This is a genomic window from Streptomyces sp. NBC_00727 (genome assembly GCF_045161745.1).
Taxonomy (GTDB): Bacteria; Actinomycetota; Actinomycetes; order Streptomycetales; family Streptomycetaceae; genus Streptomyces.
Genome location: NZ_CP108981.1, coordinates 1,900,845 through 1,919,153, shown reverse-complemented (window position 1 = coordinate 1,919,153; position 18,309 = coordinate 1,900,845). Strand labels below are relative to the sequence as shown.

20 protein-coding genes and 1 tRNA gene are annotated in these 18,309 nt (G+C 72.0%); 13 read left to right on the top strand and 8 right to left on the bottom strand.

The window, feature by feature from the left end:
• Positions 1 to 120 precede the first annotated feature (120 nt).
• The 4 genes from OG242_RS08560 (at position 121) to OG242_RS08545 (ending at position 5,336) form a co-directional block, all read left to right on the top strand.
• Complete coding sequence (locus OG242_RS08560) at positions 121 to 1,284, top strand: HpcH/HpaI aldolase/citrate lyase family protein (RefSeq protein ID WP_405897570.1); 1,164 nt, start codon at positions 121 to 123, stop codon at positions 1,282 to 1,284.
• 83 nt (positions 1,285 to 1,367) lie between these two features.
• The gene (locus OG242_RS08555) at positions 1,368 to 3,824 is read left to right on the top strand and encodes a phosphoribosyltransferase (protein WP_405897569.1); all 2,457 of its coding nucleotides are present in this window, start codon (positions 1,368 to 1,370) and stop codon (positions 3,822 to 3,824) included.
• On the top strand, positions 3,821 to 4,648 hold the full coding sequence (locus OG242_RS08550) for an HAD family hydrolase (protein ID WP_405897568.1): 828 nt from the start codon (positions 3,821 to 3,823) through the stop codon (positions 4,646 to 4,648). Before OG242_RS08555 ends, OG242_RS08550 begins: the two co-directional genes overlap by 4 nt.
• A 28-nt stretch (positions 4,649 to 4,676) precedes the next feature.
• Complete coding sequence (locus OG242_RS08545; RefSeq protein WP_405897567.1) at positions 4,677 to 5,336, top strand: O-methyltransferase; 660 nt, start codon at positions 4,677 to 4,679, stop codon at positions 5,334 to 5,336.
• A gap of 8 nt (positions 5,337 to 5,344) precedes the next feature.
• On the opposite strand, the gene OG242_RS08540 is transcribed toward OG242_RS08545, so the two are convergent.
• The 3 genes from OG242_RS08540 to OG242_RS08530 all read right to left on the bottom strand — a co-directional run bounded on the left by OG242_RS08540 (position 5,345) and on the right by OG242_RS08530 (position 7,998).
• Entirely contained in the window at positions 5,345 to 5,560 is a 216-nt protein-coding gene (locus OG242_RS08540) for a zinc ribbon domain-containing protein (RefSeq protein WP_405897566.1), read from the bottom strand.
• 159 nt (positions 5,561 to 5,719) lie between these two features.
• A complete protein-coding gene (locus OG242_RS08535; protein WP_405897565.1) occupies positions 5,720 to 7,123 on the bottom strand; it encodes a hypothetical protein in 1,404 nt (467 codons plus the stop codon).
• Between the two features lie 107 nt (positions 7,124 to 7,230).
• A complete protein-coding gene (locus tag OG242_RS08530; protein ID WP_405897564.1) occupies positions 7,231 to 7,998 on the bottom strand; it encodes a DUF4097 family beta strand repeat-containing protein in 768 nt (255 codons plus the stop codon).
• A gap of 195 nt (positions 7,999 to 8,193) precedes the next feature.
• On the opposite strand from OG242_RS08530, the gene OG242_RS08525 reads away from it, so the two are divergent.
• From OG242_RS08525 to OG242_RS08515, 3 genes are all read left to right on the top strand, one after another.
• A tRNA-Val gene (locus OG242_RS08525) sits at positions 8,194 to 8,268 on the top strand.
• 363 nt (positions 8,269 to 8,631) lie between these two features.
• Complete coding sequence (locus OG242_RS08520; RefSeq protein ID WP_405897563.1) at positions 8,632 to 9,123, top strand: hypothetical protein; 492 nt, start codon at positions 8,632 to 8,634, stop codon at positions 9,121 to 9,123.
• Complete coding sequence (locus OG242_RS08515) at positions 9,120 to 9,473, top strand: hypothetical protein (protein WP_405897562.1); 354 nt, start codon at positions 9,120 to 9,122, stop codon at positions 9,471 to 9,473. The genes OG242_RS08520 and OG242_RS08515 overlap by 4 nt, the downstream gene beginning before the upstream one ends.
• A 219-nt stretch (positions 9,474 to 9,692) precedes the next feature.
• Here OG242_RS08515 and OG242_RS08510 read toward each other — a convergent pair whose 3' ends face one another.
• Positions 9,693 to 10,328, bottom strand: coding sequence for an HAD-IA family hydrolase (locus OG242_RS08510; RefSeq protein WP_405897561.1), 636 nt, complete (start codon positions 10,326 to 10,328; stop codon positions 9,693 to 9,695).
• Positions 10,329 to 10,627: 299 nt separating this feature from the next.
• Between OG242_RS08510 and OG242_RS08505 the strand changes: the two genes are divergently transcribed.
• The 4 genes from OG242_RS08505 (at position 10,628) to OG242_RS08490 (ending at position 13,902) form a co-directional block, all read left to right on the top strand.
• Positions 10,628 to 11,140 (top strand): GNAT family N-acetyltransferase, encoded by a 513-nt coding sequence (locus tag OG242_RS08505; protein WP_405897560.1) that lies wholly within the window; start codon positions 10,628 to 10,630, stop codon positions 11,138 to 11,140.
• Positions 11,141 to 11,472: 332 nt separating this feature from the next.
• Complete coding sequence (locus tag OG242_RS08500; RefSeq protein WP_018518408.1) at positions 11,473 to 11,658, top strand: hypothetical protein; 186 nt, start codon at positions 11,473 to 11,475, stop codon at positions 11,656 to 11,658.
• Between the two features lie 117 nt (positions 11,659 to 11,775).
• The gene (locus tag OG242_RS08495; protein WP_405901553.1) at positions 11,776 to 12,963 is read left to right on the top strand and encodes an MFS transporter; all 1,188 of its coding nucleotides are present in this window, start codon (positions 11,776 to 11,778) and stop codon (positions 12,961 to 12,963) included.
• 165 nt (positions 12,964 to 13,128) lie between these two features.
• A complete protein-coding gene (locus OG242_RS08490; RefSeq protein ID WP_405897559.1) occupies positions 13,129 to 13,902 on the top strand; it encodes a class I SAM-dependent methyltransferase in 774 nt (257 codons plus the stop codon).
• Positions 13,903 to 13,915: 13 nt separating this feature from the next.
• On the opposite strand, the gene OG242_RS08485 is transcribed toward OG242_RS08490, so the two are convergent.
• Genes OG242_RS08485 through OG242_RS08475 form a run of 3 tightly spaced genes read right to left on the bottom strand, consistent with a single transcriptional unit; the run spans position 13,916 to position 16,453 of the window.
• The gene (locus OG242_RS08485) at positions 13,916 to 14,803 is read right to left on the bottom strand and encodes a hypothetical protein (protein WP_405897558.1); all 888 of its coding nucleotides are present in this window, start codon (positions 14,801 to 14,803) and stop codon (positions 13,916 to 13,918) included.
• Positions 14,800 to 15,138 carry a PadR family transcriptional regulator gene (locus OG242_RS08480; RefSeq protein WP_405897557.1) on the bottom strand — a complete coding sequence of 113 codons (339 nt, stop codon included), beginning with the start codon at positions 15,136 to 15,138 and terminating at the stop codon, positions 14,800 to 14,802. The genes OG242_RS08485 and OG242_RS08480 overlap by 4 nt, the downstream gene beginning before the upstream one ends.
• A gap of 25 nt (positions 15,139 to 15,163) precedes the next feature.
• A complete protein-coding gene (locus tag OG242_RS08475; RefSeq protein ID WP_405897556.1) occupies positions 15,164 to 16,453 on the bottom strand; it encodes an MFS transporter in 1,290 nt (429 codons plus the stop codon).
• Between the two features lie 429 nt (positions 16,454 to 16,882).
• Here OG242_RS08475 and OG242_RS08470 point away from each other — a divergent pair, with 429 nt between their 5' ends.
• On the top strand, positions 16,883 to 17,326 hold the full coding sequence (locus OG242_RS08470) for a hypothetical protein (RefSeq protein ID WP_405897555.1): 444 nt from the start codon (positions 16,883 to 16,885) through the stop codon (positions 17,324 to 17,326).
• Positions 17,327 to 17,369: 43 nt separating this feature from the next.
• Positions 17,370 to 17,594, top strand: coding sequence for a DUF2277 domain-containing protein (locus OG242_RS08465; protein ID WP_147972665.1), 225 nt, complete (start codon positions 17,370 to 17,372; stop codon positions 17,592 to 17,594).
• 6 nt (positions 17,595 to 17,600) lie between these two features.
• Here the strand turns inward: OG242_RS08465 and OG242_RS08460 are convergent, their stop codons facing one another.
• Positions 17,601 to 18,254 (bottom strand): DedA family protein, encoded by a 654-nt coding sequence (locus tag OG242_RS08460; protein ID WP_405897554.1) that lies wholly within the window; start codon positions 18,252 to 18,254, stop codon positions 17,601 to 17,603.
• Between the last annotated feature and the right edge of the window lie 55 nt (positions 18,255 to 18,309).

Sequence of the window (18,309 nt, the reverse complement as noted above, 5' to 3'; positions counted from 1 at the left end):
TGAGTGCGAAACGGTCATGCCATCCGCAATTCACCTGCGGAGGGAACTGCCGACACCCGTCCGTACGTACTATTACCGGCCACACCTTGTCTGGCCGGTCAGAGAATACGGGGGAATCGCATGCGTCATTTCGGGCATATCGCGGCTGCTGCGAAGGACGGGCTGTTCTTCCAGGAACCCTGTGCGTTCGACGCCGACTCACCGGCCCCCCTCCTCTCCTCCGCCCTGGGCGCCACGCTCTACAGCCCCGCCACCCGCCCCCGGCTCGCCGACGACATCGTCAAACTGGCCGGGCGCGGCGTCGTCTCGATGGTGCTGTGCCTGGAGGACTCGATCGACGACTCCGAGGTCACCGGAGCCGAGGAGAACCTGGTCAGGCAGTTCGCCGACCTCGACGCGCGCGCCTTCGAGCCGCCGCTGCTGTTCATCCGGGTCCGCGAACCGGAACAGATCACCGACCTGGTGCGCCGCCTCGGCGCCTCGGTCCGGCTGTTGTCCGGATTCGTACTTCCCAAGTTCACCCGCGAACGCGGAGTGCCCTTCCTGGACGCCCTGACCAAGGCCGAGGCCGCCGCAGGCCGACGGCTCTTCGCCATGCCCGTCCTCGAATCGCCCGAGCTGCTCCACCTGGAGACCCGCCCGGACACCCTCCGGGGCATCGCCGACACCGTCACCGCCCACCGCGACCGGGTGCTGGCGCTGCGCCTCGGCGTCACCGACTTCTGCTCGGCGTACGGACTGCGGCGCGCCCCGGACATGACGGCGTACGACGTCGGAATCGTCGCCCACGTCATCGCGGACGTCGTCAACGTGCTCGGCCGGGCCGACGGGACCGGCTTCACGGTCACCGGCCCCGTATGGGAGTACTTCCCCCGCCAGGAGCGCATGTTCAAGCCCCAGCTGCGCCGCAGCCCCTTCCAGGCGAACCGGGCCGAGGAGCTGCGCACCGCGCTCATCGCCCACGACCTGGACGGGCTGCTGCGCGAGATCGAGCTGGACCGGGCCAACGGCCTCCTCGGCAAGACCTGCATCCACCCCTCGCACGTGGCACCCGTGCACGCGCTGTCCGTGGTCAGCCACGAGGAGTTCAGCGACGCCCAGGACATCCTGCGGCCCGAGAGCAACGGCGGCGGGGTGCTGCGCTCCGCGTACACGAACAAGATGAACGAGGTGAAACCCCACCGGGCCTGGGCCGAGCGCACCCTGCTGCGCGCCGAGGTCTTCGGTGTGGCCCGGGAGGACGTCGGCTTCGTGGACCTGCTGGCGGCCTGCGTCGCGGAGTGACCGGGACGCGCGGGACGATCGGTACGGACGGCCGGTGCCGACAGGGCACCGGGGCCGACAGGCGAGTGGAAAGAGACGCGAACGTGGTGTGGTCGGGTAGCTGGGTGGCGGAGCGACTGGGCGTCGGGCTGGTGGGCGACGGGGAGCTGCGCGAGCTGCTGGGCCTGGCCCTGCGGCGCAACCCCAAGCGGGCGCACCTGCTCGTGTCCAACGTGCTCGGCAAGCACGTCCCGCAGCGCCCCTCCGTCGTGTACGCCGCCGGGTACGAGCTCGGCCGCCGGGTCCGCGCGCTCCTCGGCGAGGACGGGGCGCGGCGGGCGGTCGTCCTCGGCTACGCGGAGACCGCCACGGGCCTGGGCCACTCGGTCGCCGACGGCCTCGGCGACGCGCCCTACCTCCACTCGACGCGCAGGCCCGTGCCCGGCGTGGCCCGGGCGGGCGGCTTCGAGGAGTCCCACTCGCACGCCACCTCGCACCTGCTGCTCCCGGAGGACCCGCACCTGCTGGCGGCGGCCGGGGACGGCTCGGCGCTGGTCCTCGTGGACGACGAGTTCTCCACCGGCAACACCGTCCTCAACACCATCCGCGACCTGCACGAGCGCTACCCCCGCGACCGGTACGTCATCGTCGCCCTGGTCGACATGCGCTCACCGGCCGACCGCGGCCGCCTCGCGGAGCTCGCGGCCGAGATCGGCGCCCGGGTGGACCTGGTGGCCCGCAACACCGGCACGGTCACGCTCCCGGACGGCGTCCTGGAGAAGGGGCAGGCCCTGGTCGCGGAGCAGGAGAGCGGCGACGAAGAGCCCGACGCGGGGACCCCGCGGACGCGCCCCCACACCCGCGTCGACCTCCCCTGGCCGGCCGGTGTCCCCGACGGCGGGCGCCACGGCTTCACCCCGGCCCACCGCACCCTCCTGGAGCCCGCGCTCCCCGCCATGGCGGACCGCGTCGCGCAGGCCCTCGGCGACGGCCCCCGCCGCGTCCTCGTCCTCGGCTTCGAGGAGCTGATGTACGCGCCGCTGCGCCTGGCCGCCGCCCTGGAGGAGCGCACCGACGCCGAGGTCCGCTACTCCACCACCACCCGCTCCCCGGTCCTGGCCGTGGACGACCCCGGCTACGCGATACGCACCCGGCTCGTCTTCCCGGCCCACGACGACCCGGCCGACGGCCCCGGCGACCGCTACGCCTACAACGTGGCCGGAGCCGGCTTCGACGCCGTGGTCGCCGTCGTCGACTCGGCCGCCGACACCCCGGCCCTGCACGCCCCAGGCGGCCTGCTCGACCGGCTCGCCCAGCACACCGCACACGTCCTGCTCGCGGTGATCCCCTCATACGTACCGGCGCCGCCGGCCCCCGCACCCCAGGAAGAAGCCCCCATGCAGCTGCCCGAGCCCCTTCGGGGCCCCGCCTTCTCCTCGTACGCGCCGGACGAGGTCGGCTGGCTGCTCCAGGACCTCTCGGACACCCGCCTCGAAGCGCCCACGGAGGAGCGCGAGGAGGCGATACAGAGCGGGGGCGCGCACTACGCGGAGTCGCTCCCCGTCGAGTACCAGCCGTCCGCCGCGTACCAGGAGCTGTTCAAGAGCGCCCTCGCGCTGTCGGCCGCCCGCATCGCCCGCGCCGTCGGCACGGTCACCGAGACGCTGCTCGCCGAGCGCGGCCCCCGCCCGGTGCTCGTGTCGCTCGCCCGGGCCGGCACGCCGGTCGGCGTGCTGATGCGCCGCTGGGCCCAGGCGCGGCACGGCGTCGAACTGCACCACTACGCCGTCTCCATCGTGCGCGGACGCGGCATCGACGCCAACGCGCTGCGCTGGCTGGCGGAACACCACGACCCGGCCGACGTCGTGTTCGTCGACGGCTGGACCGGCAAGGGTGCGATCACCCGCGAACTGGCCGCCGCCGTCGCCGAGTTCGAGAAGGCCGGGGGAGTGGAGGGCTTCAACCCGGAGATCGCGGTACTGGCGGACCCGGGCGGCTGCGTGCGGACGTACGGCACCCGCGAGGACTTCCTCATTCCCTCCGCCTGCCTCAACTCCACCGTCTCCGGGCTCATTTCCCGTACGGTCCTGCGCGCCGACCTGGTCGGCCCGTACGACTTCCACGGCGCGAAGTTCTACCGCGAGCTCGCCGGCTCCGACGTCTCCGGCCTCTTCCTCGACACGGTCGCCGAACGCTTCGGCGAGGTCGCGGACGCCGTGGACGCCGAGGTGAAGGAGCTGCTCGCCGCCGACCGGTCCCCCACCTGGGAGGGCTGGGCGGCCGTGGAACGCATCAGCGAGGAGTACGGCATCCACGACGTCAACCTCGTGAAGCCCGGCGTCGGCGAGACCACCCGGGTCCTGCTGCGCCGCGTCCCGTGGAAGATCATCGCCCGGCGCGGCGCCGGCGCGGACCTGGACCACATCAGGCTGCTGGCCGAGCAGCGCGGCGTACCCGTCGAGGAGGTCGACGCCCTCCCGTACACGTGCGTCGGGCTCATCCACCCCAAGTTCACCCGAGGGGCCACCGGCGCCGACGGCAAGGCGGTGGAGTCCGCGTGACGGCCTCCCCGGTCACCCTCGTCGCCAGCGACCTCGACCGCACGCTGATCTACTCGTCGGCCGCGCTCCAGCTCACCATGGAGGACGCACGGGCACCCCGGCTGCTGTGCGTTGAGGTCTACAACCGCAAACCCCTCTCGTACGTCACCGAGACCGCCGCCGGGCTGCTCACCGAGCTGACCGGCGCCGCGTCCACGGTGTTCGTCCCGACGACCACCCGCACCCGCGAGCAGTACCACCGCATCCGGCTCCCCGGCGCCCCGGCCGAGTTCGCGATCTGCGCCAACGGCGGCCACATCCTGGTCGACGGCGAGTCCGACCCGGACTGGCAGCGGACCGTCGCCCGCCGGCTCTCCGACGAGTGCGCCCCGCTCGCCGAGATCCGCGCCCACCTCGTCGCCACCGCCGACCCCGCGTGGCTGCTGAAGGAACGCGTCGCCGAGGACCTGTTCGCCTACCTCGTCGTCGACCGCGCCGAACTGCCCCCGGGATGGACCAGAGAGCTCGCCGCCTGGGCGGAGCCGCGCGGCTGGACCGTATCCCTCCAGGGCCGCAAGATCTACGCCGTACCGCGCCCGCTCACCAAGAGCGCCGCCATGCGCGAGGTCGCCCGCCGCACCGGCGCCACCCGCACCCTCGCCGCCGGCGACTCCCTCCTGGACGCCGACCTCCTGCTCGCCGCCGACCGGGGCTGGCGCCCCGGCCACGGCGAACTCGCCGACGCCGGCTGGAACGCCGCACACGTCGAGGCGACCGCCGAGCGGGGCGTCGCCGCGGGCGAGGAGATCCTGCGCCGCTTCCTGCGGGCGTCCGGGGTCCGGTAAATCGCGTGGGCGACCGTAGAGTTGTGCGATGACCAAGGGAAACTCCACCAAGATCACCGACGAGCTCTACGCGTACGTGCTGGCGCACAACCCGCCGCTGGACGCCGTGCAGCAGGAACTTGTCGAGACGACCTACGCGCGGCTGCCCGAGCACGCGGGCATGCAGTCCGCCGAGGAGCAGGGCCCGCTGCTCGCCTTCCTCGTCCGGCTGACCGGCGCCCGGCACATCGTCGAGGTCGGCACCTTCACCGGCTTCTCCGCCCTCGCGATGGCCCAGGCCCTCCCCGAGGACGGACGGCTCATCGCCTGCGACGTCTCGGAGGAGTGGACCGCGTACGGCCGCGAGGCCTGGCAGAAGGCGGGCGTCGCCGACCGCATCGACCTGCGCGTCGCCCCCGCCCTGGACACCCTGCGCGCGATGCCGGAGGAACCCCACATCGACTTCGCCTACCTGGACGCGGACAAGGGCAACTACATCGCGTACTGGGAGGAACTGGTGCCCCGCATGCGCCCGGGCGGCGTCATCACCACGGACAACGTGCTCTTCCACGGCCGCGTGACGGACCCGGACGCGACGGGCGCGGCGAGGGCCATCCAGGAGTTCAACGACCACGTGTCGGCGGACGCGCGGATGGACAGCGTGCTGCTGACGGTGTCGGACGGGCTGACGCTGTCGCGTCGACGGTAGCGGCCCGGTCAGCCGCAGCAGCCTCCGCCGCAGCAGCCGCCCCCGCCTCCGGCGGAAGGCGCGGGCGCGGAGCCGGCCGAACCGCCGACGGCGACGGTGGAGAGCAGTTTCACGGTGTCCTCGTGCCCGGCGGGGCAGGAGGCGGGCGCCGATGACTCGGCCATGGGCCGGCTGAGCTCGAAGGTGTCTCCGCAGGAGCGGCAGCGGTACTCGTAACGAGGCATGACGCCAGGTTATCGGCGACGGACCCCCGGCTGTCCATAATGGAGTGGGCCGGACCCATGCGGTCCACGGCGAGAGACCCCGTAAGCCGGCAGCCCCCGGCGAGGTGCACCGCACCCCCGGGGGCGCACCGGAATCACGCCCCTCGACGCCGCAAGGCGTCAGTGGCTCCCCGCACCGCGCTCCTCGCGGATGTCGGCGACGACATCCGCGGCGATCTGCCGCAGGCCCTCCGTCACGGTGAGGAAGTGCCAGTAGTCGGGGTGGCGGTTCTCCAGAGCCGTGATCGCCTGGTCGAGGCGGGCCACCGCGTCGTCCAGCGGGCGGGCATGGCGCGGCTCGGGGGTGTGGCGCCCGGCCATGGCGAGCCGCTGGGCGTCGCGGATGGCGAAGCGGGTGCGCTGGATCTCCTGCTGCGGGTCCTTCGCCACCTCGTCGAGCCGCCGCAACCGGTCACCGGCGGCGGACACCGCCTCGTCCGTCGCGTTGAGCAGGGCGCGGACGGTGCTCAGCCGGGAGGTCGCGTCGGCCCAGCGCTGCTCCTCGCGGGCCCGGGCCGCCTCCTTCAGCTTCTCCTCGGCCTGGCGCACATTGACCACCGCCTGCTCCGGCACCGGCTGGAGGTCCTGCCAGCAGGCCGCGGAGAACCGCCGCCGCAACTCGCTGAGCACGGGCTCCACGGAAGCGGACCGGGTCGTCAGCGCCTGGGCTCGGGTGCGCAGGGTCACCAGCCGGCGGTCGATCTCGGCTGCGCGCTCCGGCAGCTTCTCGGCCTCGGCCCGTACGGCCTCGGCGTCCCTCAGCACCCGGTCGGCACGCTGCAGGGTCTCGGTCACGCCGTGCCGCCCGGCGCCCTGGTTGAGCTTGGTCAGCTCGGGGGCGAGAGCGGCGAGCCGGGCCGCCAAGTCGTCGGCCCGCAGCCCGGACGCCCGCACCGCGTCAAGGGCGTTGCTCGCGACGAGGAGCGCCTGTCGCGCGCGCTCGACGGCGGGGGCGAGCCGGGCCAGCTGCGTCTCGGCGCTCCCGAGCAGCGGCCCGAGCCCGGCACCGAACCGGTCGAGCTCCCCCTTGACCCGTACCAGCTGCTCCTTCGCGGAGGTCAGCTCGGCCCGCGCCTTGGAGGCGACGGACGGTTCGAGATCGTCCCGGTCGAGGTCGTGGGCGTCGACGGCCGTGATGTACGCGTGGCTCGCCTCGTCGATGCGCCGGCCGAGCGCGGCGAAGTCGTCGACGGCCTTGCGGGCGGCCGGCGAACTGTCGACGGCGGTGATGGTCTCGATGGAGATCTTGAGGTCGCGCTGGGCGGTGTCCAGCTCGTAGAACGCCTCGGCGGCCGCGTCCTTGGCCGCCTGCGCCTCGGCCCGCTGGCCCTCGCCACGCCCCCCGAACCACCGCCGCGTACCGCCGCCGGTGACGGCGAGGGGGAGTGCGGCGGCGAGGAGGGGAAGGGGCGCGAGGACCAGGAAGCAGACGTCACGGAGCCCCTGTCCGGCCGTACGACGCCGACTTCGCTCCCGGGCCGCTCCGACGACTTCCGCCTGCGGCTGCGCGTCTGTCGCCGTCACAATCCCTCTCCCGTGCCGTTTCGCCCTGCCCGATACATTCTCCCACCAGGTAAGGACGAACACACGGGCCGGTTAGTTCACGACAGGGCGGTGACCGCGCACCTTTTTCAGCCCGCGTGCCGGACGGCGACCCCGCCGTTGTCGCTGTGAGCCTTCACCACGTGCCGGCTGGAGTCGCTGCGCGGCACCTTCACGTCCACGTGCCCGTTGTCGGCGGACGCGGTCACGGCGTACGAGGTCTTGCCGGCGGGCAGGCCGATGGCGATGCGCCCGTTGTCGCTGACGGTGTCCACGAGATCCGGGACCCGGCTGAGGTCGAGCTCCACCGACCCGTTGTCCGACCGCGCCACCACGGACCGCGCGGAGACCCGCTCGCCCCGGACGGACCCGTTGTCGCTCTTCAGCTCCAGGGGCCCGCTGACATCCCGGACGACGACCCCGCCATTGTCGGAGTACAGCTTGAGCGGCGTACTGAACTCGGACGCGGTGATCCTCCCGTTGTCCGCGTCCACGGTCAGCGCGAGCCCGCGGGGCACCTTCACCTCGTGCCGCGCCTCGCAGTCGCTGATCAACGCCTTGCACTTCACCCGGAGCGTGAGCGTGTCCCCCTCCAGCCTCCACACGGGGTCCGGCCCGCTCCCGAGCACGACCCACCCGTCGACCCGCCGGGTCACCTCGATCTCGTCCACATCGGCGGGGACGACGTCCACGACGGAGTTCTCCGCGTCGATGGTCAGCGCCTTCCCGTCGTACGCGAACGACTTGTGCTCGACCGGCGCGTCATCCACGTCCGTGCTCCCGCACCCGGTGAGCGCCGCCACGAGCAGAACGGTGCCCCCGACAGCCACGAGAGCGCTGCGATTACGGATGGTCATGGTGATCAGGTCCCCCTGGGCCGGCGCTGCGATGTGCCCCTACGGTAGGCAGCGCCACCCCGCCCGGACGATCCGGACGGCTACCGTCTCGGGGGTGGGGCTATCCCCCGTACGCCCTTGGCCCACCCCGTCCCGCCCAGCAACAATCGATTGTCGACACACCCCACGGGCCATGTAACCTGTTCCTTCATCCACGGGTGCGTAGCTCAGGGGTAGAGCGCTGCTCTTACAAAGCAGATGTCGGCGGTTCGAAACCGTCCGCGCCCACCAGTGCCAAGCACGACGAAGGCCCAGGTCACCGGTACGAAACCGGGAACCTGGGCCTTGTTCGTTCCTTAGCCGCGAGGGTGGGGAGAGGCGTCGTGCCACTTACGTGCCACATGCGTTGTCGGGCTCTGCGGGCCGACCCGGCATGGAAGCGGACGGCACCCCGCTTCTGGAACCCGGCGACCTTCCCGTACGAGATCCGGGCGACGGACAGACTCTTTGACGCGCGGGCGCCTGGCATTGCTGGCCCTCTGATGTGCCTCTATGTCGGTATTGAGCTCTTTCGGTGATGCTAAATGATTTCTGGTCTGATTTGTGTCCAGCTCCTGGTGGACGGTTGCAGACTTCTGAACTACTTTAGAAGTCATGACCACCATGCCAGCTGAAGCGAACTTCTCGGAGCTCGTCAAGAGCCCCGTAGCCACGGTCGCGCGGCTGCAGGACACCCCCCGCAAGGGTCTGCTGCTGCACCGTCGCGGTGACGAGGAAGACCTGTACCTGACGACAGCCGTACGCGCCGAGCAGGTCACGGAGGTCGTCGACTCAACCACGCGACTCTTTGTTGCGCTCATGAAGAGCAGCCCCGAGGCGGTGACGATGTTGACCGCAGTGTTCCCTGAGGCGTTCCCGTGGGTCCGCTTCCTGCCGCAGAAGGCGGTTCAGGAGTTCCTCGTCGAGTTCATGGAGACTGCACGCGCTGCCTCCGATCTCGGTACCGTTGGGCCGATCGTGCCGCTGATCGCGGCATGGAAGTCGACCGCCGAGGTGTACGCGGACCAGGAGCTCTACAGCAAGCTGACCAGTCCGGAGGCGGGCGACTTCGGGGAAGTCGAGCCTCCGGAGGTACCTGCAGATTGAGCAATAAGAGGGGGGACCTCGCCGTCCCGCCGCCCAAGCCGGGCGAATACAAGATCCGCTTTGGGGCCAGGGATGTGGGAGTGGGGTGGCAGGCCCTCAGTGCTGAAGCCCCTACCAATACGGCCGATGCCTGGTTCGCTCTGCGGACCGGTCCGGCACCTGCGACACCGACCGCCCGCCACCATCAGTTGAAGTACGACCTTGCGACAGCGTTCTTCAACGGTAAGGACCGCGATCAGTGGCAGATCGAGGTCACGAGCGGAGGTCGTGTCTGGTACGTGGTCGAGGAGGAGCGCAAGACTGTGTGGCTCCTGCATGCCACGGCCAAGCACCCCAAGCGGACTGAATAACCGGCGAGCGAGCCCGCAACCCTCTCGGGTGGCGGGCTTCGTCGTGTGCGAGTTCTGGGCGGCGAAGGGGGCCGGGAACATGAGGCGAAGCAAGGGCATCCACGGACTCAGCCACCCACGTCAGGGTCCCTGCTGCTTCAGCATGCGAACCATGGGAGACACGTCCTCGCGCCGCGTGGGTGGTGTCGGGTATGGAAGCGGGCCGAATGCGCCTGCGGCTTACGTGGGTTGTGCGTCTGGTGCCGTACGCAGGAGGGGCGCCAGGGCGTTGCGGAGATCTGCGATCTGCCGGTAGTGGAGGGCGGTCATTCCCGCTTTGCGGGCCGCTGTGACGTTGGCGGCGGTGTCGTCGATGAACAGGCAGCGGTGGAGTGGGGCGTCGGCCTTCGCTGCGGCCATGGCGTAGACGCGTGGATCGGGCTTCATGAACCCGATGCGGGAGGTGTTCACCACGGCGTCGGCGAGATCGTCGAGGCCCTGCCGGGCGAGGTCCCATTCCAGCCGGGTCGTCGCGTTGGAGACCAGGACGACGGTTGCGACCGTTCGGGCATGGGTGAGGAGGGACACGACCTCGTGATCGACACGGGGCACCAGATTGGACCAGTCAGTGACTGCGGCATGGGCGCGGTCGGCCGATCCGCAGATCGCAGTGAGGTCTGCGGCCACTGCGGAGCGCCATTGCTCATCGGTGATCCTTCCCGTAACTGCCGGGTGAAGCCGAGCCGGGGCGAAGGCCGTTGCCGCGAGTGAGCCTGTCGGGAGTCCATGGCTGGTTTCGATGTCACTGGCGGTGGGCCAGTGCCGGATCACGCCGTCGATGTCGCAGAGCACGGCGTCGTAGAGGCGTGCGGTCATCAGCGGGACTCCTTGGCGGTGGGCTTCCGCGCTCGACGTACGTCCGCGTTCCCTTGAGCTTGGCCGGTGTCCCTGGCAAGAGCATTTCCGACCGCGAGGTGGCGGCCGGTCTGGTGAGTCTGCGCGTGGGTGCGTATGGGGGCGACGGACATGGGTTCAGCATGCCGTACACCGCGGCGAGTGGAGCGGGGTTCCGCTGTGCGGCCTCGACCGGTGGTTGGCTGGGGTAGGAGCAGAGCAGCGCCTCCGCGGATGACAGGGTGGTCCGACAGTCGTTGTCGCTGGTGGAGGGTGTTCCCGTGTCGGGAGTTGTGGTGCGTCCGCGTGAGGGCGCCGATCTGGGCGCGGCGGCTGCAGTGCTCGCCGGTGTTCATGAGTCCGACGGGTATCCCGTCGAAGGGGTGGCGGATCCCGAGGCGTGGTTGTCGCCGGACGGGTTGATCGCGGCCTGGGTGGCCGAACTCGATGGGCGGGTCGTGGGGCATGTCGCGGTCAACCTGGCTCGGCCCGGGGAGGACGTGGCGCGGCTCTGGCGGGAGAGCCGGGGTGCCGGGGACGCGGAGGTCGCGGTGCTGGCCCGGTTCTTTGTGGGGCGGGACGCTCGGGGGGCTTCTGCCGGGGCGCGGCTCATGGGTGCGGCGGAGGGGTATGCGCGGGCGCACGGGCTGCCGTTGGTGCTTGAGGTCCTGAGCAAGGATGCCGCTGCCGTCCGGCTGTACGAGCGGCTCGGATGGCGGCGGATCGGCGAGGTCCGGCACTTCTTCGCGGGGCGGCACTTCGATGCTCTGTGCTTCGTGGCGCCGGGCGCGTGAGGAGCGCCGGGACCGGTCGGGCGGTCGGTGACGTGTGGGCGTACCACGTCCTCGTCTCGGCCTCCGGCGGTACGCGTACCAGTTCCGCCCTGCCCGCCATGTGCGGAAGGAAGCGGTCGGTGTTCCATGTGCGCCGGTACGACGGGTCGTCCAGGACCAGCAGGCGGCGGTCCTGCATCAGCGGGACGTCGTCGGGGAGGCCCTCGTTCCGGATGCGGAGGACGGGCGCTTCTTCCTGTTCGAGGGGAAGCCGCGCCGGAGGTGTACGCCGACACCATGAGCAGTCCGTACGCGGTCTCCGCCGAGGGCGTCGCGGTCGGTACAGTCCCCGGGTGACCAGCAAGCCCGAACCGGCGATTCCGGAGATCACCCGCACCGACTGCGCGCGGTGCGGCACCGAGGTGCACGGCCTGGCCGGGCGGTACGCCTGTGCGCTCTGCGGGTGGGTCAACCACTACTCGGAGGGGCACGAGGAGCTGCCCGGCCTGGACGAGGATCCCGACCACGGGCGGCGGTAGCCCACTCCGCAAACGCGGGTGCCGTCCCGTTCGCGCGCCCTCTACCCTGCCGCCATGGGTGAAGCGAGCACGGAGTTGACGGATGTCCGCGACCAGGAGAAGGAGCCGACTTCTCCGCTGCGGCTGCCGGCCTTCCGGCGGTTCCTGCTCGCCCACCTCGTCTCCGCTACCGGGTCCGCGATGGCCCCTGTGGCACTGGCGTTCGCGGTGATCGGGCAGGGCGGGGGAGCGGGGGCGCTCGGGATCGTGCTCACGGCCAACACCGTGCCGACCGTGGTCTTCCTCCTCGTCGGCGGGGTGCTGGCGGACCGGGTGTCCCGCAGCCGGATCCTCTTCCTCGGGAACCTCGGGGCCGGGGCGGCGCAGGGGGCGGTCGCCGTGCTCGTCGCGACCGGGACGGCGACCACCGCGGCGATCAGCGTGTGTGCCTGCGTGTCGGGGGTGTCGTCCGCGTTCACCGCGCCGGCGGCCCAGGGGGTGGCGTCCCGGCTCGTGCCGCCGGAGCAGCTCCAGCAGGCGAACGCGCTGGTCCGGGTGCCCAGGAACGCCGTCAAGGTCGTCGGGCCCGTCATCGGCGGGTTCGTCGTCGCGCTGACCGGGCCCGCCTGGGCGCTCGGGTGGGACGCGCTCACCTTCGTCGTCGCCGCGTTGCTGCTGTCCGGGCTGCGGCTGCCGGGCGCGGTGCCGGCCGGGGGGTCAGGCGGGCTGGTGGCCGACATGCGGGTGGGGTGGGCCGGGTTCAAGGCGCGTGTCTGGCTGTGGAGTTACACGCTGTCCGGTACGGCGGTCGTGGCCGCCTGGCTGGCGGGGTATCAGCTGCTCGGGCCGATCGTGGCGGCCCGCAGCTATTCGGGCGCCGGGTCCTGGGGGCTGGTGCAGGGGGCGTTCGCGGCCGGGCTGCTGGGCGGGACGTTCGTCTGTCTGCTGTGGAAGCCGCAGCGCCTGATGCTGGTCTGCGTCGTGACCAGCTCGGGGCTCATGCTGCCGCTGGCCGCCCTGGGGCTCGGGCTGCCGCTGCCCTGGGTGCTGGCGGCGACCGCCGTCGCCGGGGTGGGGATGGACGTGGCCATCGTCGCCTGGTCCACCGTCTTGCAACAGCAGGTGCCTGACGAGGAGTTGGGGCGCCTGAGCTCACTGAACTCCTTCGGGGAGCAGATCGCCATCCCCATCGGCTACCTCCTGGTCGCGGCCACTTCCGCGTACTGGAGCAGCGGGCGCATCCTGCTGGTGTGCTCCGCCGTCATTCTCGTCGCCGGGGTGGCCAACGCCTGCGTACGCGATGTGTACCGGATCAGGCGGGTGTGAGGGCGGGCGGAGGGCCGGGAGGGCAGCCGGGAGGAGGTGCGCGCGTAAGTCGTTGGTTTGTATATGTCGGTCACCGACCTATAGTTGCAGCGTCACGCCCCCGGGCCCGCCTCACGCTGCGGGTTTTCCGGGACGCCGCCCTGCAGTGGAGAAGGTGGAGCAGTCATGGCCTCCAAGAAGAACCTCGTCGCCAACCGTGAGTCACTCGCCCACAAGGTCCGTTACGCCGCGAGCCGTCCGGGCCGCATCGCGCCCTACCTGAAGCGGGCGGCCCGGGACCGGTGGCTGGCCTTCAAGCACCCGGACCACGTGAACTACTACCGGGCCGTGATGGCCTCGGACACCCGCCGCAACCCCGAGGCCGCCGTGGGCAGCCAGACGCACGAACGGTGGCTGGCCCTGGGGCAGATGCAGTTCGACTACCTCGTCGAGCACGGGCTCGCGCCCGGGGCCCGGATGCTCGACATCGGATGCGGCAACCTGCGCGCCGGCTGGCGGTTCATCGACTACCTGGAGGCCGGGCACTACTACGGGATCGACATCTCGCCCGACATCCTGATGGCCGCCAAGCAGACCCTGACCACGCAGGGGCTCCAGGCCAAGGTGCCGCACCTGACCATCACCAAGGACCTGACGCTGGACTTCCTGCCGGACGCGTACTTCGACGTCGTTCACGCGCACAGCGTGTTCTCGCACTCGCCGCTGGAGGTCATCGACGAGTGCCTGGCCCATGTGGGACGCGTCCTGGCTCCCGGCGGCCACTTCGACTTCACCTTCGACCGCACCACCGGTACCGAACACCAGGTGCTGCGCGAGGACTTCTACTACCGGACCGAGACCCTGACCGACCTCGCCGCGAAGCACGGGCTGCGGGCGCGGTTCATGGAGGACTGGGAGAAGCGGGGCCACGGGCAGTCGAAGATACGCGTCACCGCCTGACGGCCCCGGCCGTTCAGCCGGCGCTCGACCTGCCCCGCAGCCGCCACAGGCGCAGCGCCACCCCGGCCGCCGCCAGCACCGCCAGCGCCGGGACCACGGTGTCCTGGTCCACCACCCCGGCGCTGTACCCCATCGCGACGAACGGCGCTCCGGCCAGCGCGAACCGCCCCGGGGTACGCAGCCGGGACAGCGCCGGGCGGCCCGCCAGGAGCAGCGCGGCGGCCATCGGGACGCCCAACCGCCACAGGACGAGCGCGAGATGGCCTTCGGCGTCCGCCAGGGCCAGGGCGGCCACCGCGAGCCCGGTCCACAGCAGCAGCGCGACCCGGGCCGCAGCGCCCAGGGGCCGGCCGGGCGGGCGCAGGTCCGGCGGGCAGGCCAGGGGCAGGGCGGCCACCAGCACCGGGGACAGGAAGTACGGGGCGGCGGCCGCCGGGAGCAGGACCCCGGCCGACAGCGGGACCAGGACGAGCGAGAGCGCCTGCGCCAGCGCGCCCGCGAACGCGCACCGCGCCCCCGCCGCGAAGCGCCCGCCCAGCGCCAGGACCGCCCCGGCCAGCGTCACCAGGTCGCAGCCGATCATGACGAAGCTGAGCGGGACCAGGAAGTCCGGGTTCCCGCTCAGCCGCCAGTCGGCGAGCATCGAGACGAGACCGAAGGCGGCGTACGCGGCCGTCGCGGCCAGGGCGAAGGGCGCGGCGGCGGCGAACAGGCGGCCGGAGCGCTGCGCGGATCCCAGGCGCAGGCGCATCCGCAGCGCGTGCGCGGCGATGTCGCCCGCCTCCCGGAACCGGGCGATCGGGCCGGCGTCCTCGGTCGCCTCGCGGTACGCCTCGGCGATGTCGTCCCCGAAGGCGCGGCGGTATCCGGTCGGGTACAGCCGCAGCAACGGGGTGCTCATGCGGTGGCCGGCTTCCCGCCGACGCCCAGGCGCCGGGTGGCCTCGCGGGCGGTGGCCGCGATCCGGCGGGCCTCGGCGGCCAGGACCTCCCGGCCGGTCGCGGTGAGCGTGTAGGTGCGGCGCAGCCTGCTTTCCACGACCTCCTCCGCGTGCACCTCGATGAGGCCCTCGTTCAGCAGCCGCTCCAGCGCCCCGTACAGGGTCCCGGTGCGCATCCTGACCCGGCCGCCGGAGATCGTCTCGACCTCGCGCGCGATGGCGTAGCCGTGCCGGGGCTCGTCCGCCAGGGCGGTCAGGAGGAGGAGGGTCGGTTCCTGCATCGCGCGTTCGCTCATGCCCGTATCGTACGGCAGGAATGGGTCACTCACCGGCATATGACGGGCTGCCCTGACCTGCGAGGGGGAGGCGTCTTCCCAGGCGGGCCAACGGGGAGAGCGCCATGAACAGCGGGGAGAGGGCGAGCGCGACCGCCGTGGCCAGCAGGCTCGGGCGCAGACCCCACGTACCCGCCAGGAAGCCGCCGAGGAGGGAGCCGAACGGGGTGAGGCCCATCCCCGCGAAGTTGATCGTCGCCACCACCCGGGCCTGGATGGGGGCCGGGGTGACCGCCTGCCGTACGGACATCACCGTGACGTTCACCAGCTGGCCGAACGTACCGAAGACGAAGTTGACGGCCATCAGTGCGGGCAGCACCAGCGGTCCGGGGCCGTGCAGCGCCGGTACGCCGAGCATCACGCCGTCCGCCAGGACCGCCGAGCCCACCAGGACGACGCCGTACCCCAGCCGCTCCGGCAGCCTCGCCGCCAGCAGCGACCCCAGCACCGCCCCCGGGCCCGTCGCCGCCAGTGCGAGCCCCACCTCGGCGCCGGACAGGTGGAGTTCGCGGGGCAGGAAGAGCAGGTAGACGGTCATCAGCGCGGCGAGCGAGAACTGGAACAGGGCCGACGCCATTCCCACCGCACGCAGCGCCGGATGCCGGGCGACGAAGCGGAGGCCCTCGTGGATGCGCCGCAGCACCGGCGCCGGGGCCCCGGCGGGCTCCGGTACGCGTTCGTGCCGGCGGATACGGCCGATCGACAGGGCCGACAGCACGAAGAAGCACGCGCCGGTGCCGACCGCGAGCAGCGGCGAGAACACCGACATCAGCGCCCCGCCGAGCGCCGGACCGCCGATCCGCGCCGCCGACCTGCTGCCCTCCAGCGCGCTGTTGCCCCGCATCAGCAGCTCGCGGTCCACCAGCCGCACCAGCGACGCCTGGTACGCAACGTCGAAGAACACACTGCCGACACCGAGCAGGGCGGCGACCACGAGCAGCACCGGAAGCCCGAGCACGTCGAAGAGGTACGCCAGGGGCACGGCCGCCAGGGCGAGCGCACGGCCGAGGTCCGCCGCGACCATCACCGTACGGGTGCGGCGGCGGTCGGCCCATGCGCCCGCGAAGAGCGACAGCAGCAGGATCGGCGCCTGCTCCACCGCGCGCAGGAGTCCGAGGGAGCCCCCGTCGGCGTGCAGCGAGACGACGGCGACGAGCGGCAGGACGACCAGCAGGGCCTGCTCGCCGAACTGGGACGCGGTCTGCCCGGCCCACAGGCGCAGGAAGTCGGCGTCCCGCCGGAGAGCAGGGGAGGAGATACGGGATTCGGGATGCACGGGGACCCCTCGGTCTGCGGAGGACAACGCTCCGCCGCCACCGGACGCAGGGTGTGCGTCGGCGGTCGGGCGGGAAAGGCTCGCTGTGCCGCAGTCGGAGGCAGCACGCGATGACGGGTCGGTCGACCTGGTACGTCAGCGCGCGCTCGGGCTACCGGGCATCTTCCCCTCCTTCGGGCCGTCGGTCGGTGGGAGGTTAACCGACGGGGCGGGGCGGGGGACAGCGAAATTCCCCCGTCGCCGCCCGGGGCCTCCTCGCGGGCCAGTTGGCGGAAGCAGCCCCGCAGCCAGGCGTGCGCCGGGTCCGCGTCGTGACGCGGGAGGGCCGGCCGGAGGGCGTCACCCGTACGGGCGTTTCCGCCTAGCCGCGCCGGGAAGGGCGGCGCAAGGTCGGTCTGACCTGTACGTTGCACCGGACCAGGAGTCCTCATGGCACAGACAGCGCCCCCGCCGGGCACCCCTTCGTCGTCCCGGGGCCCCCGCCCGGAGGACGACAACCCCTGGGCCACCGGCGGGATCATGTTCGCCGGTGTGCTGCTGATGGTCGACGGCGTGCTCGGGGCGATCAAGGGCATCGCCGGAATCGCGTCGGACGACGTCTACGCGCGGATCAACGACTACGTCTTCAAGTTCAACGTCACGGCCTGGGGATGGATCCACCTGATCCTCGGCATCCTCGTCGCGATCGTCGGCTGGGGCATCCTGCGGGGCTTCGGCTGGGCCCGCGGAGCCGGTGTGGGGCTCGCCGCGCTCAACATGATCGCCAACTTCATGTGGCTGCCCTACCAGCCGGTCTGGGCAGTGGTCTCGCTCGCCATCGACACCTTCGTGATCTGGGCCCTGTGCACCGGGCGCCTGAAGCCGGTCGTCTGACGGCCTGAGCGCCGTTGTCAGTGGTACGCGTCACACTGGGAGCATGTGCCGCAGTATCAAGACGCTCCGACCGCCCGCCCTCCCCGAAGAGGCCACCGAGGAGGACATCCGCGCCGCCGCCCTGCAGTTCGTCCGCAAGGTGTCGGGCTTCCGTGCGCCGGCCGCGCACAACAGGGAAGTCTTCGACCGTGCCGTCGACGAGATCGCCGAGGCGACCGCCCGGCTGCTGGACGGCCTGGAGATACGGGGTGGTGTCAGGACACCGTAGGTGGTGTCAGGAGGCCGAGGCGGCGCGCGCCGCCTCGGCCGGGCGGCGCATGAGCAGCGCGGCGAAGGAGCCCGCGACGAACAGGGCGAGGACCGAGACGGCCGTGCCCAGCCAGCTCGCGCCCAGCCACTGCGCGCCGAAGTAGCCGAGGCCCACGCTGTAGCCGGCCCAGGCCAGGCCCGCGACGGCGGACCACGGCAGGAATTCCTTCACCTTGCGGTGCGAGGCGCCCGCGCCCAGCGAGACGACCGAGCGCCCGGCGGGGGCGAAGCGCGCGATGACGACGAGGACGCCGCCGCCCCGGCTGAGGGCGGCGCCCAGGCGTTCCTGAGCGGAGGTGAGGCGGCGGGAGCGGGCGATGGCGCGGTCCAGCCGCTCGCCGCCGACCCGGGCCAGCCGGTACGCGGCGAGGTCGCCGAGCACCGATGCGGTGGCGGCGCACAGCAGGAGGGCCAGCAGCGAGGGGACCTCGGTGACATGGCGGGCGGCGCCCGCCGCGTCGGCGGCCACACCGGTGGTGCCAGCGGCGGCGGCCGTGGCGGCGGTGATCACCAGCACACCACTGGGCAGCACGGGGAGGAAGACGTCCAGCAGCACGGAGAGGGCGACAACGACATAGATCCATGGGCTGCCGATCAGCGCACCCACACTCTCCAGCACCTTCTACTCCCCGATCCGTGACAACGCCGCGATGTCGCAGGGGAGCGGCAGGAGC